We start from the raw sequence: 15238 nt of genomic DNA, 5'->3' as shown, positions 1-15238 counted from the left end.
AGAAGGGACTTCTACGATGCGTCATTTCTACAAAAAGTATATTTATATGCCTTTTATTGACCTTAGCTTTCGCTCCAAGCTGTTCCTTGTGTTCGTTCTGGTCACCATTATTCCAATGATGTTATTAGCCTACCTTTCCTACGAGTTAACAAAATCAAAATTAACAGATCAGATTTACAGCAATATGATGAATTCGACGGCGCAGATCAATAAGAACCTGGAGAACAAACTGGACAGTTATGAGCATATTTCCGCTTCCATTTACTTGGATAACAGACTGGCCACTTATCTCACAAGCGAATACCAGGATGATCCATCCTATCTAGACGTCTATCAATATATTGGCAATCGTATAGACACGGTACTGGCCGCTTATCCCGATTTTGGTAGCGTTTTCATTTATTCGGAAAATGAATCACTTCCCAAAGATGATTATTATATCAAGCCTGTGACACCTGAGGTTAAAAATACAGCGCTGTACAAGCAGCTGATGCAATCTCACGGGAATATTATTCATCTATCCTCACCGCAGTCACAAGATAATCCCGCGATGTTTACACTAGCCAGGTTACTGAACAATAATCGCAATCAATATCCCTACGGTATTCTGGTTTTCGAAATATCCGAATCGGTGATCTATTCTTTAATGGAGGAAGAGACGGGTGGCAAAGATATTTTTATTGTTAATGACAAGGGCCTTATATTATCAGCTGCTGACAAGCACTTATTAAATACAAGTCTGCCGGAAATGCTTGATCAGAGCTTTGATGAATCGCCTTCTGGCCGATTTGATACTACATATAATGGGGTAAAAGCATTCGCCGTCTACAATACGCTAAAAAACGGATGGAAAACCGTATCTATCTTTCCTTATGACAGTATCATTCAGGATGCCAAATCACTGTCCGAGCTCATCATCAAAATTTCTTTAGCTTTTATAGTCGTAGCATTAATACTGATATATATTACGGCATCGCTGTTCAGCAAACGTATTCGCACGTTAATCCGAATGATCCGGCGGCTTGAACGTGGTGACTTCAACCCTACGAATGATGAGTATTTAGGTAATGATGAGATTGGCCAGCTTCATTTTGCCTTCAAGCAAATGACTACACGCTTAAAGAGCCTAATCACCGAAGTGTATCAGAAGGAGCTACAGAATAAGGAGGCAGAGCTTGACCTGCTTCAGGCTCAGATCAACCCCCATTTTCTCTACAATACACTGGGCTCCATTTCGTCTCTTGCCCTAAAACATCAAGATACCCGTATTCAGGATTTGGTGCTTCATCTCGCCAAGTTTTATCGCATTTCCCTGAATAAAGGAAAGAGCATCTTAACTATTAATGAAGAATTGAAGCTGACGCAAAGCTACAATGCCATTCAGCTGATCCGATTCAAAGGACAATTGAACATCACCTACCATGTGGATGAAGTGATCTTACCTTACTCTACAGTCAAGCTAGCCTTGCAGCCTTTTGTAGAAAATGCGGTGCTTCATGCTGTGTGGAATCAGGAAAGCCCGCTAAATATTCATATCAAAGGAGTAATAAAAGATAATGATATTCTTCTATCCGTGATTGATGATGGTATGGGGATGAGTCGTGAGACACTTCACGCTTTACTTGAGGATAAGCCCGGACGAGGTTATGGGATTTCAAACGTAGATCGACGGATAAAACTGAGATTTGGGGAGCATTACGGCGTTACAGTGTTTAGCAGACTCGGAATAGGTACCACTGTGCAAATTCGCTTGCCGCAAAAGGAACTGTAAGGAACGACGCATCTGAATAATCGCAAAGCTTATTGAGAAATCAGAAATATTGATTAACAATTAGGGAAATTCTCCCTGAAATTTGGCGATTTTTGCTCATTATACTGATAATCAGGGAAATCCTCCCTGATTATTTGCTGATTTGGAGGTAAATTCAGAATTCGCCCGATTATTAGGGAGGATTTCCCTAATTACATTGCATCCAGGAATTTTCCGGCTATTTTTAGGGAGATTTTCCCTAATCGCTCTCACCTAGCCTAGTTGCCACGAGCCCCTCGATATAACCATTATCATTAGGACGCTAGCTACTTAATAAAGCTTCAGTGAACACCAAAAACGAAGGAGCTAAGCATCTAGAGATCGCTTAACTCCTTCGTTCATTTCTATATTTGCAATATTTTACTTCATAATCAAGTTATAGATCACTTGGGTCGCTTCTGCTCGGGAAGCGATCCCTTTTGGTGCAAACAGACCTTCACTTTGACCTTGAACCAGTCCTAGGCTGGCTGTTCCCTTTACAGAAGATGCTGCCCAAGAGGAGACTTGCTTCATATCTTTGAATGCCACGTCAGCTGAAGCAACAGTCACTTTGCCATTCTTCAGCTCATAGGCTTTCATTAACATGACCGTGATTTCTTCACGGGTAATCTGTGCAGACGGCTCGAACTTGGTTGCACTTCTGCCGCTCACGATGCCCGCCTTGTAAGCGATAGAAATGGACTCCGCGTACCAAGCAGACGGTGCAACATCAGCAAAGCTAACCTCTCCTCTTGTGGTCAGCCCAAGGGAATGAACGAGCATAGAGGTGAACTCAGCACGCGTAATCGCACGGTTTGGTTCAAACTTGTCTTTGCTAGTCCCTTGAACATACAGCTTGGCCGCCAGTTCTTGGATTGCAGGACTAGCCCAGTGATGGGCTGGCACATCGACAAAGCTCCGTTTAAGCTCCAGCACAGCATATTTACTAAAGTGATTAACTTGTGCTGTCAATACACCATCAGCATAATTCGCAGAGATATATTCCAGCTTACCGTTATCCGCAATATAGTAAATGCCTCCACGCCTCAAATCAAAACCTGCTCCCACTGTCAGGCTTAGCGTAATGGGTTGATCGAACGCAGAAAGCGTTTCTGTTGTGCCAGTTTTCGTGGTCACCGACAGACTGAACTCATAGATATCACCCTTGAGTCTAACCTGTGCTTGAGTAGTGCCCTCCGCTGCAGCAATGATCTCATTAGCCTTGCTGCTGAGTGGTGCTAATTTCAGGGTTATAGTGCTATCATCCCGCTGACCTTCCGGTAGCTTGCTCTGCAACTGGCGGATCAGATCGGCAGGCACCTTCATGGAGAACTTACCGGACTTCAGAACCAGTGTGTGATTCGCCAACTGACGAACTACATCAGAGGATAATTGTATCTGCTGTGTATCTCCCTTAATCTCCACGATGACATTACCAGATGCACTATTCACTTTCAGCATCTCTGGTGTAAGGATTAGAGTGCCCGCGCCATTCTCTTGGTCTACAATGCTACCAGGAGTACCGTTGTTGTTACCCGGATTCGCAGGAACTTCAGGATTTCCCGGTTCTACAGTTGGGGCCGCTTTGACTGTAACTTCTGCCGTAGCTTTGAAGCCGCCGTCTACTGTTTCCACAGTAATTGTGGTTTTCCCAGCGTTTACAGCTGTTACCGTTCCATATACTACAGTGGCTACAGACGTATCGCTCGAAGTCCAGTTCACCGCTTTATTCGCCGCCTCTTCCGGAGATAGCGTAGCCGTCAACTTTCCGGTTTCACCAGCGGTCAATGTTAGCTCTGTCTTATCCAGCTTTACACCTGTTACTTTCTTTGGAGCGGCCGTTAATTTTACCAGTTTCGATTCAGTCGGTTGCAAGGACAATGCGAGTGTTCCTGAAATCGTCGAAACCTCTCCCGTCCATAGGTCTTGCATCGTGTACGATTCCGCTGCGTCCAGTCCAGCGCGACCGAGATTCACTGTTTTATCTGCAGAAGCATTGGCGCTGTAGTTGAATACGGCTAGATAATAATCGTTGCCGTCTTTCATCACAAAAGTATCCGCTGCATTGGCATTCGTATTTCCTTCCAGCGGCTTGAACACTTTTCCTTTTAACGCTAATTCAAGAACCTCCTTGTTGTTAAACAAGGCAGTCATGTATTCTTGTGCTTTTGGATCGTTAACATCATCAGAGCCGAGAAGTACGGTACCGGCGATGACGCCAGAGTTCATGCGGCTGCGAGCTTCAGTTAAGCTGGAAGCACGGGCCAACGCCAAATGATCGGGATCCGTATAGGTGTAGATCGTGCCATTTTGCCAGAAGCCATAAGTCAACGAATTCAGCATGTACTCCGTTTCATTGATCTTACCGTAGGTATCGCAGGAAATACGTCTGCTGTGTGCATATTGACTTGGAAAGATTGGCGCAATAGATGCGCTAATGAACATTTTTCCATCCAAACGTTCGTTCACATAACGCATTCCTTCATTATAAGCTTGAATCCCTGTCGTTACGGTTGAATCGAAATGTTGTCCCTCAAGCGAACCGTGCGTCAAGAAATCCAATTTGATGAAGGTAAAGCCCAGAGCCTTAAATTTGTCCAAAAAATAATTCATGCGCAGCTTAGCACCTGGATGTGTCACATCCAGAGGAAAAGCCCCATCCAGCGTCGGCAGCGGTTTACCCTCAGCATCTTTGAGGACAATATCGCCATACGTATACTTATTGTCGGTACCCTCTACCGGCTGGCTCATATTGTTGCCCCAATAGACAAATGGTGCCCAATAGATACCTGCATGCTGACCATTACCCTTAATGACTGATACAGCGTCAGCAAGCTGCTTATCATTCAAATTGTCCCAATAGGAATCCATATTAATAAATACATTACCGTTATTATTGAAATCATTTAGGTGCTCCTTATAATAATTGGAGACATCCACAACGTCTTGGTATGAAAGTGTACCTTCGTAAGCTCCCCAGCTGTTAAAGCCAACCGGCACGCCTTGCGGCAACTCAGGATTCAGCAACAGTGGAGGTGTGATGATCGCATTAGCTTTTCCGTATTCCTCAAGTCCTGTGCGGTAATCACTGAATGCCCCCACCATAATCAGCGGCGAAGACAATTCTGCGCCTGTAAGGATGCCATGAGGTTGTGTATCTCGGGTAACATCACTTGCAGCGCCGCCATAAACCACCAGTTCGTTGAGCCGATTAGAAGAACCCTTCCAGTCGATCCCAGTCTTCCACGTATCATGAGTGACCGACCCTAGCACAAGGCCGCTGCGTGTCGAGTTATTAAAGATAGTCGTCATTTCATAGCTGGTATCCGCTCGGTTCACAGATTGAGATTTATAACGAATCCAAGCATCATTGTCAAAAGGAACGGTCAGCACTCGGTTATCTGCACTGGCACCGATATCTACTCCACCTGAACGTTTTACGGTAATAGGTGACATATAATTCGTCTGTAGCGCCGTATCGTTAACGGCATCCAGACGAGTTAAGAAATACTTCTGATCGTCATAAAACTTGTAAACCTGTTTGAGTGTTGGCTGTCCAGCTGAGGTGTGAACAAAAGTAAGCTCCACTCCTTTACCGAAGCCATCTTGAATTTCTACCGGAGCACCAGCACTTGTATGATTCTCATAGTTTTTAGTTTCAACGAGAGTCTCACCGAGTTTAATGCTGCTATAGATTCCTTGCAGCTTCTGACCATCCGTCCATTTGTAGCTTGCATATCCAGACTTCGTATTATAAGACACTTCATATTGTCCATTCGATACGAGTGTTCCATAAGTATATTCGGTAACGGTGATGGCCCCGTAGTTATTCGAAGTCCCTGGTGTCCCCAGATCACCCTCCTCTTCAACTGGAGGATTAGGATCTGTACCCAATGCCGGTTCTACAATAATTCGATCCAGATCTGGCGCATACCAGTTGCCGTCTGAGAATTTGATTGTATTCTCGCCTTCGTTCAGGGGCAGGGTAAGCTCATATGTGAGAGCTGTATCCCAGTCCGGCGTCTTAGGCAGCTCATAATATTGTTCAACTCCGCCATTGGCGCTTACATAGAAACTGCGTGGGTCTCCTGAAAAGTATGCTACCGTGATTCGGTAATCACCTGGCATTGGAGCTGTAATCTTGTTGAAGGTTATAGAGCTACCTCCATTCAGGTACCCTACCTTCTGACCGCCAGAAGCATTCGGGCTATCGCCAACTCGTGCTTCTCCAGTTAAATCATTGACCGGAGACTCCGCTTCATAACTGATCGTATACGGAATGACTTCAATCCGGTCGAAATCTGGAGAGTACCAGTCATGATCCGAGAAAGTGATCGTGTTCAACCCTTCCTGCAGGGAGGCTTCTACATCATAAGTCCCTACCGTATCCCAGCTTGCTGTCTTTGGCAGATCAACCAATTCATCCTGTCCATCATTCACCTGTATATAGACAGGCCGCTGGTCACCGGAAATATAGGAAATACGGATCAAATACGTTCCCGCTGCCGGCACAGTGACATTTGTGAACTGTAAAGTACTGTTTTTATTCATATCCTTTACAATTTTGCCACCGGAACCAACGCTGCTGTCCGCTATTTTGGCGTTGCCTGTAATTATATTTTCAGGCGCTTCGGCTTCTATGATTGCACCATGCAGCTTCTCCTTCCAGTCGCCTCCAGATCCTTCACCTGGTTCGCTGTCGTCCAGTCCACGAATTACGATCTTGTCGATGTCTGGAGAATACCAGTTGTTGTCATCAATCAGGATACTGTTCTCTCCAGCATTCAGCGGAAGTGTCACATCATAAGCTCCCACCGTATCCCAATCCACTGTCTTGGGTGGTTCTTCAAACTGCTTATCGCCGCCATTGGCACTGATATTGAATGGCCGCGAATCGCCAGAAAAATAGTATACTGTAATTTTATAATTCCCACTCACACTTACAGTCACATGATTGAACTGCAAAGTGCTTCCTTGATACATGCCTCCGACTTTCTGCCCCCCGGAAGCCGCTGGGTGTTCAGAAATAGAAGCATTGCCAGTCATAGCATTTCCATCAGCTTCAGCTTCATAGGTAGTATTCTCCGTATCATCGGCATAAACCGTACTGACAAGCTGACCGCCACTGCCTATTACCAAGCAGATGATGACAAAGAACAAAAATCCTCTTTTCATTGCTTTCCCAAACATTTAATCCCTCCGTTTGTAGGTCTCCTTGCACTTTTGTGATATTCGGGCTATATCTGTCCATCAAGTCATCAAAGGAGTTGGTTAAGAAGCATCTTGAAAGCGCTACCGATTTTCGATGAACTAAAACTCCTTTGATTGCCTTGATGAATGAAGCCCCTCACATGTGCTAGTTATAATACATGCTTAATTGTAAAAAGCAGAGTGATTAATATCCATATCGCAAGTTTACTATTCGTAAGGGAAAGTAACTTTATTTCCTATTTGCCGAACTGAAGCGCTGCACAATCATAGACTCTTCCTGTACTCGTTAGGTGTAACGCCTTGGTTCTTCAGAAATAGGGAGATAAAATAAGACGTGCTTTCGTAACCGACTCTTTGAGCGATATCCTGAATTTTGAGCGAGCCGTCAGCCAGCAACTCTGTAGCCTTACCGAGCCGGATACGTGTTAAATAATCATGAATCGTGATACCCGTCTTATCTTTGAAAATGGAGCGTAAATAGTTGGGCGACAAATAAACCTGATCAGATAAGCTATTGATCGTAATCGGCTGATCAAAATTCTGGTCGATCATACTGCGGACCTTGTGAACTAATTTCGTGTTTTTGTCCATAAGACGCTCACCCAGCAAGCTCATGGCATTGCCGGCAGTGCCCAGGATCAAATCCTCAATCTCATTTAAAGTCAATGCATTATAGATGGAATGATATAACTCCGCCCGTTTAACCCCTTCAGGAACAGGTTGATGCAGTTGCTCCAGCAGCTCATCGACAAGATCAATCGCCCATTCGCAGATATTTTTTTTCTTGATTCTTAGTTGGGCTAGTCCCTCGAAATACTGATGCAACTTCTGTGCAGCTTGCTCGAAATCTAGCTGATTGATAGCTTCAAACCACTCTTTTCTATTAAAAGGTGGCACATGCTCACTATCGAACTGGTTTGAAATCGCCAAGGCATGAATAATTGAACCCGTCCCTTTATAGAAACGCTCATTCAGGATTTCACGCGTCTGCTTATACAGACAATGTACCTCTGTTAATTCGGTTTCCTGCGCACCGACTGCCGCCGTCACTGTGAAATCCAGTCCGCTTCGGATAGCCGTTGCCAAATCCTCCCACGCATAATACCCAGGCTGTTGGCGTGCTTCCATAAATACACCTACCTCCCCATCTTTGTAGGGCACAAATACCGTCTCTATATTCTTTGACTTGAAGAAATGATCCAGAAAAGCTACCAACCGGTTCTTACAATCCTCCAGACTCTGCTGTTCTCCCTCTGCCTCAATCGGATCGATACTGAACAGCGCCATTGTGTAGCGATTCCTCTCAGACTCACGGGTAAGCTTGCAATAGCTGGTCGCCAGATCAGCGGCATGTTCCGCATTTTTTTCATAGGAAAGCTCCTTAAGAAGGTTCGTTTTAGCCGCCTCCATGGAACGCTTCTTCATTTGAACTTCCTCACAGCGCTGCTTCACCTTTGCGATAACGCTTCCAATTTCATTCAAGTCGAGGGGCTTCAGTAAATATCCAACAGCACCTACATTTAATGCCGATTTTACATAGTCGAATTCGTCATGCCCAGTCAGGAACATTAACTGCATCCAGTCATAGCTCTCATGTATTTTTTTAGCCATTTCAATACCGTTCATAATCGGCATCTGGACATCTGTAAGAATAATATCAGGTCTAATGGCCTCTATCTTCTCTAGAGCCTCTCTACCATTACTCGCAGTTCCGACCACATAAATACCCATTTCTTCCCAGCGGATATAATCTCTCATCATCTCAAGGCCTATTTCTTCATCATCAACTAGAAAAATACTATACACGGATGTCCCCTCCTCTTTGTTGTCTGCTTTTTGTTTCTTCTATTATATTCTTTTCCCCTTAGGCTACTATGGTCCAAATAAATGAAAGTTATTTTCAGGCATGAATCGTTAATTTGCAGATATCGGCAAAAGGGCTATCCGGTCCATAACAGACCGGATAGCCCTTTAATTATGCGCTAATCACCTAGCATAATTAAAGCGGGGATTCATATCCCCCCCGCTGAATCATTATGCCAACTCTAACTGACTGTTAAAATAGTAGCTTCCTCCTATTTCGCCTTGAACAGTAGCTCTTCTATCTCCCAGCCGAAGTGTCACGTTTCCTGGCGAGTAGGTACGGACCCTTGCTTCCACCAATTGACCAGTGTCCCAAGCTACATCAACCTCAGCATTTCCTTTGGCCCGCAGTCCTGATACCGATCCTGTACCCCATGCCTTTGGAAGCGCAGGCAGCAGATGAATCTCACCCTCATGGCTTTGCAGCAGCATCTCGGCAATAACAGCCGTCCCCCCGAAATTCCCATCGATCACAAAAATATTGCATTCCGCTCCTCCAATGCCCGATTTGGAAAAGCTGAATAAATTATCGAAACTGAGTCCACCAATCAAATGAGAAATATGATTAAAGGCCTTTTCCCCGTCATACAATCTGGCAAAGCCGAGACCGAACAATGCGGCGGTAAATTCCACATCCTCCAGTTCTTCCTGAACCATCCGGTTCTCAAGTGTTACTCTCACCGCAGCGCTAAGTTCAGGTGTCTTACCTGGTGTGATCTGATTACTTGGATATACCGCGAACAAATGGGCCAAATGCCGATGCTCCGGCTGCGCTTCCTCGTAGTCCTCGAGCCACTCTTGCAGCTGCCCTCTCTTGCCGATCTGAAACGGTGGCAGCTTGGATATCGCTTGCTCCAGCTGCTCCTGTAGTTCCTCGTCCGTATTCAGTAGTTTCGCAGACTTCAAACAGAACTCAAAAAGGTCTTTCACCAGCATCTGATCCATAGTGGTACCCATTGATAGCTGCTGTGCGCCATCGCTGCTATCCGCAGGATAGAAATGATTCTCCGGCGAGTTCGAAGGTCCGGTCACCAGCCAGCCGTATTTTGGATGAATGGTCATATAATCCAGGAAGAATGCTGCGGCTTCTTTTAGCACTGGATAGGCCTGTTGCTCCAGAAATACACGGTCCTGACTGTATTCATAATGCTCCATCAGATGCGTCGCAATCCATAGTCCACCTGTAACGTTCAGCCCCCAAGATGTCTCCCAGCCCGGAGCCGTGAAGCCCCAGACATTCGAGAACACATGTGCTACCCAGCCTTTGCTGCCATAGAAATCGCGAGCGCTTGACTTTCCAGCCTGAGACAAATCCTCAATATAGCGCATTAATGGTAAATGACTATCCCCAAGATTTACGACTTCAGTCGGAAAGTAATTCATTTGCGTATTGATGTCCAAATGATAGTCACAGCTCCACCCCATACGGCAAGCCTCGCCATCATTCCATATTCCCTGTAAATTCAGCGGTAACGGGGAGTCTGCCCGAGCTCCAGCAATAGTCAGGTAACGTCCGTACTGCAGGAACAACGCGAACAACTGCGAATCCTCCTCCTGGCCTTGTGCCAGTAATCGAATACGCCTGTCAGTCGGCAGATTCGCCTTCCCAGTGGTACCTAATTGGATATCCACCTTACCATATTCTTGCTCATAATCTTCGATATGATCTTCTTTTAACTGTGCATATCCTTTAATCAAAGCCTGCTGTAATGTGCTGCTACTCTCCATTTCCCACTCCGAGTTACTACGATTGTAATCAGTGCTGACGGCAAAATAAATTCGCGCCTCATTGGCTCCGGCAATTCTCAATTGACCGTCCCCTCTGTACATCGTACCACCGGAAATGCTTACCTTAATTTGTCCCTTTGCCCATACCCCGCAAGTGCCATCACTATGCACATTCTCTGTGGCTTGTCCTCTGAATTCAATAGTGTCATCATTCACGACTTGAGTCGTAAACGACTTTGAACCACCCTCCAGACCGATCGTAAAGGATACACCTCCCGGTTCATCGCTCCAAATTCTTGAGACCACCAGATCATCAGCATGAGAGGCAAAAATCTCACGATGCAGCGTTGCTCCTCTACTTTGAACCACTGTCTGAGCCACCGCACAGGTCAAATCCAGCTCTCGCTCGATAGCCGCTGCTGACCCGGAATCCCTGTCCTGTTCTGCAAAGCCAATGACAACCTCGCATAAACCAAGGTTCGTACCGAAATTTCGTTTCTTCGGCTGCAGATGTTGTTTAGCTAGACGGTCACCTTTGTTATAATCGCCAGCAAAGAAGTACTTCCGCATCTCTTCCAGCGCAGCTTTGCCTCCGAAAGGAGCAGGCTCTGACTCCGCTTGACCCGACCAGTAGGTAACCTCGGTCATGTTCCATACCTCACGGTACGGAGCAGCTATCACTACTGCACCTATTCTTCCATTGCCCAGTGGCAATCCTTGTGACCAATCCGTTGCAGGGGTAGAATACCATAATCTAAAATCGCTCATTTTATTTTCTCCTGTCCATAGTAGAATCTGTGCAATCGCGTTAACCCTCTAAAAACGTTGTTAAATAATCCGCTAAATAGTGTAAACCTATTCATAATTCCATCTCTTTCATGATGAATCATTCTTTCTTAAACCTATCCAATATGTTGCGGATTCATTGTATTTATCGTACCATTTGGATGAACCACTGTCTTTGTTGACCCGTTCGATTATTTGACGATTTGTACGGTAAGATAAGAAAAGAGGGGCCACATGAATAAACTATCTGAAATAACTCCGTATGTCGGCGCAATCATGCCTTATGTGTACGACGGCAGCAGCAATGAGCATCTGAGAGTCGGTAATGCATACGCGTTCCACTTGTTTACTGATGGCCCTGGTGAGATGGAGATCGACGGAATACGTTATCCGATTGAACGGAGGACGCTTGTCTTTCTCCGTCCCGGTCAACCCCATGCTTTTCATATCATGTCTTCTCATCCACTGTCGTCCTACAACATCTATTTTGATTTATGGGACAACCGCACTCCAGTATCTAATAACCTTTCATTTATCCACGCCCCTGAAGGCTTACATTTTGAAAAAAAAGCCACCGAAGCACCCTGTGCCGAGCTGAACGAGTTGCCTTGCGTATTTCCACTAGCTAAATATCCCCTGCTATACGATAGTCTTGTGATGATTGCCAAGTCTTACAATGACGCGCTGTTCTATCGTAATGAGACGGCCAATAGTTATCTGTACGGCTGGATCTTGAGCTGGTATAACGCCCTCCATCAGCATCAGCCAAGTGATTATCGTATTGTCCGCCTGCTCGAATATTTGAACACCCACCCCGAGCGTGGTAAATCTATCGAAGATTGGGCACAGTTCTGCGGGCTCAAGCGGACATATTTCCATGAGCTATTTCTACGGGAGACCGGAATGACGCCACGCGTCTATCATCATCATTTAGTCATGAGGCGGGCGGCAGGGCTGCTTCTGGAAAGTGAGCTTAGTGTGACTGCGATTGCTGAGAAGCTGGGCTATCCTTCCATCCACCCCTTCTCCAGACATTTCAGTACCTGCTACGGCATTAATCCCACACAGTACCGCATTCATCCACAAAGCCGAATACGAAGGTAAGACTTCAATAAAAAGAATACGCGCTACCCGCGAGAAGCGGTTGCGCGTATTCTTTTTTCAATGTGTATAATCAGTTCTACTTTGCCGTTAATTTGAAGATTTTGGACTCTGCCGGTTCGAGCATAACCGCAAGCTCTCCCGCTGCTTGCCCTTGTGTGCCTTCCCATAGATCAAGCAGTTGGTAAGCTACTTGACTATTCAGTCCTGCACGCTCTAAAGAGATCGATTTATGAGCGGAATTCGCAGCATCATAGTTGAAGACCGCAAGATAGAATACATTGTCTTCTGCATCTTCAAGTACGAAAGCATTGGAAGCTTGCTTGCCAAGATCCCCTTCGACAGGGCGGAAGGTCTTCCCTAGGCGGGCGATATTCATAATCTCTTTATTGCCCAACCACGCTTTGGCCCGGGTGGCTGCTTCTTCTTTTCGGAAATCATCTCCTAACAGCAGCACCGTTCCAGCGATGACTGAAGCGGTCAGCCGACTCCGACCTTCATGCCAGCCCGTGGCATCTTGGTTATGGCTCTTGTACAGCACGGAATGATCCGGGTCATTGTAACGATATAAGGTATGGCTCATCCACCAGCCATGTGTCAACGAATTCAGCAAATATTCTGTATCGTGCAGTGTACCGAAGACGTCACAGGATACCCGGCGGCTATGTGCAAAGGCATAAGGGAACAATGGCGCGATGGATAGATTGATAAAGAACGGCCGACCGATCACCTCTGGTGAGAGCTTGTTCTGCAAGTAAGTCATCCCATAGTGATATGCCGCAATTCCCGTCGTAATCTCCGGATTGTAATGTTGCCCTTCCAGTGCACCATGCGCCAAGAAGTCGAGCTTGACATACTCGAAGCCTTCCGAGATGAATTTATTCGTGTACCAATCTATTCTTTGCAGGTTGCCTGGATGTGTCGGGTCAATGGCCAGCCCTCCATCAACATCCGGCAAAATTTCTCCTTCGCTGTCTCGCAGCAAGATATCACCATAAGCGTATTTGCCGTTTGTACCTTCCACGAGATCCCCAAACTGAGCCGGACTTCCCCAGAAGGCAAAAGGCGTCCAGTAAGTTCCCGGTCTATGACCGTTCTCCCGAACCAGGTCCAGTGCATTCTTCATTTCTTCTGGTGTGAAATTGTCCCAGAAAGCATCAAAGTTGATGTACAGTGTGTCCTCATTCTGGAATCCTAGCGGCTGCACTTCATTTTTCAGAAAATTACTGGTGGACGTATACAGATCGTAATCAAGCTCAGCCATTGCCGCAGACCAGCTATTCCAGCCGATAGGAACGCCGCCATCCCATGACAGAGGAGCCTCTATCCAGGTATTAGCCTGACCGTATGCTTCAAGCCCTTTTCTATAATCATCATAAAACCCTACGAAAACGAGCGGTGACTCTACCCGTGTTCCTTTCACATAACCATGTGGCTGGGAATCGCGGGTCATTTCACTTACAGCGCCGCCGTAAAGATCCAGCTCCTCGATCCCTCCGCTCCGTTCGCTTTTGATACGAATCCCTGTCTTCCACACCTTGTGCGTAATAGAACCCATAATAATTCCCTGCCGGCTTTCCGGCGCGAACAATGCAGTTACTTCATAGCTTTCCGTATCCATCGGCGGCTTCACTACTGTATATCTGACCCACTTGTCGTTGTCGTACGGCACACGCAGAATGCTTGGTTCTTCGGGTTGCCCTGACTCCCCGCCAAGTGACACCGATTGGGTCTGAAGGACTGCCATCCGGTTTGCCTTGATCTCCTTGTCGCTTGCGCTTGTGATTACGATTTGCATCAACACAAATGATGAAGATTCATAAATATAGAAATGCTGCTCCAGCTGTGGCAGCAGGGACGTTTCGTGCAAAATGACTACGTGAACACCTTTTCCAAAGCCCTCACGAACTACTACTTCCTGAGACTTCAGTGTGTGGCTCTGATAATGTTCTGTATTGTATTCCCGGCCCTGCCAGCGGAATGCGCTGCGAATCCCTTTTATATGAGAAGTGTTTCCGCGGGCAACGGATGCTTCACCCGTCCCGAGATCAATCTCTAGATTCACCTCATCATTGGTTACACGGATAAGAGATGCTGTGTCCGTATTCACTTTTACCGTTGTAGCACTATCAGTTAGCATGATTTGCCTCCTTGTTACTGCGTTTTGGACCTTGAAGGCGGCAGGCTCTGTACCTGTGTCCCCCAAGTATGCCCTCATTATAAAGATCAGATAAAGCGTTTTCTATACAACGATCTACCGATCCATACCGTGATCTAACACAACTCAAGATAAACGCCTTCGGTATCCTTTTAAGGACGGTAAGCATTTACTCAAGAAATATTCAGGTTGAACAAGAAGAAGCGCCTATGCTAAAAATACTGCTTACGCTTAACCATTTCGCATCTTTCGTATCCACACTCCGTTTCCCTCTTACTCACTCTGCGATAATAGTGTTTTTCAGTTGCCACACAGGTCCACATATTTCCATTGCCGCTATAGATCATTTTGTGAATCCCTGTGATAGCTAGAAGAGATAGATTAGGGAAAATCTCCCTAAAAAAAGCCAGAAAACACTATATTCCAATGAAATGAGGGAATTCCTCCCTAATAACGAGAGTGAATTCCAAATTCACCACCAGATCTGATGAATTTCAGGGAGAAATTCCCTGATTGTTAGTCTTGCGAGCAGAAATCTCCGAATTTCAGGGAGTTTTTCCCTAGTTGTTGATCAGCATATATTCGTACAAAAAAAAAAAAAA

At 45.8% G+C, this 15238-nt stretch carries 6 protein-coding genes; 2 read left to right on the top strand and 4 right to left on the bottom strand.

Translation table 11 applies throughout. The features are described from left to right. Nucleotides 1–16: 16 nt before the first annotated feature. Complete coding sequence (locus CA598_RS14285) at nt 17–1771, top strand: cache domain-containing sensor histidine kinase (RefSeq protein ID WP_094876931.1); 1755 nt, start codon at nt 17–19, stop codon at nt 1769–1771. A gap of 399 nt (nt 1772–2170) precedes the next feature. Here CA598_RS14285 and CA598_RS14280 read toward each other — a convergent pair whose 3' ends face one another. The 3 genes from CA598_RS14280 to CA598_RS14270 form a co-directional block, all read right to left on the bottom strand. Further along, nucleotides 2171–6979 carry an S-layer homology domain-containing protein gene (locus CA598_RS14280; RefSeq protein WP_094876930.1) on the bottom strand — a complete coding sequence of 1603 codons (4809 nt, stop codon included), beginning with the start codon at nt 6977–6979 and terminating at the stop codon, nt 2171–2173. Nucleotides 6980–7264: 285 nt separating this feature from the next. Further along, nucleotides 7265–8806 (bottom strand): response regulator transcription factor, encoded by a 1542-nt coding sequence (locus CA598_RS14275; protein ID WP_094876929.1) that lies wholly within the window; start codon nt 8804–8806, stop codon nt 7265–7267. Between the two features lie 228 nt (nt 8807–9034). Next, nucleotides 9035–11359 carry a glycoside hydrolase family 95 protein gene (locus CA598_RS14270; RefSeq protein ID WP_094876928.1) on the bottom strand — a complete coding sequence of 775 codons (2325 nt, stop codon included), beginning with the start codon at nt 11357–11359 and terminating at the stop codon, nt 9035–9037. Between the two features lie 252 nt (nt 11360–11611). Between CA598_RS14270 and CA598_RS14265 the strand changes: the two genes are divergently transcribed. Further along, nucleotides 11612–12481 (top strand): AraC family transcriptional regulator, encoded by an 870-nt coding sequence (locus CA598_RS14265; protein ID WP_094876927.1) that lies wholly within the window; start codon nt 11612–11614, stop codon nt 12479–12481. A gap of 76 nt (nt 12482–12557) precedes the next feature. Here CA598_RS14265 and CA598_RS14260 read toward each other — a convergent pair whose 3' ends face one another. Then, entirely contained in the window at nt 12558–14618 is a 2061-nt protein-coding gene (locus CA598_RS14260; protein WP_094876926.1) for an alpha-amylase family protein, read from the bottom strand. Nucleotides 14619–15238: the final 620 nt, after the last annotated feature.

The organism is Paenibacillus sp. VTT E-133291 (genome assembly GCF_002264395.1).
Taxonomy (GTDB): Bacteria; Bacillota; Bacilli; order Paenibacillales; family Paenibacillaceae; genus Paenibacillus_AQ; species Paenibacillus_AQ nitricinens.
Note: the sequence above shows the minus strand (reverse complement) of the source record. Positions and strands in the feature narration are given on the sequence as shown.

Coding starts and splice junctions, on each gene's coding strand:
- CA598_RS14285 (WP_094876931.1), top strand. CDS start 17: ATGCGTCATTTCTACAAAAAGTATATTTATATGCCTTTTATTGACCTT.
- CA598_RS14280 (WP_094876930.1), bottom strand. CDS start 6,979: ATGTTTGGGAAAGCAATGAAAAGAGGATTTTTGTTCTTTGTCATCATC.
- CA598_RS14270 (WP_094876928.1), bottom strand. CDS start 11,359: ATGAGCGATTTTAGATTATGGTATTCTACCCCTGCAACGGATTGGTCA.
- CA598_RS14265 (WP_094876927.1), top strand. CDS start 11,612: ATGAATAAACTATCTGAAATAACTCCGTATGTCGGCGCAATCATGCCT.
- CA598_RS14260 (WP_094876926.1), bottom strand. CDS start 14,618: ATGCTAACTGATAGTGCTACAACGGTAAAAGTGAATACGGACACAGCA.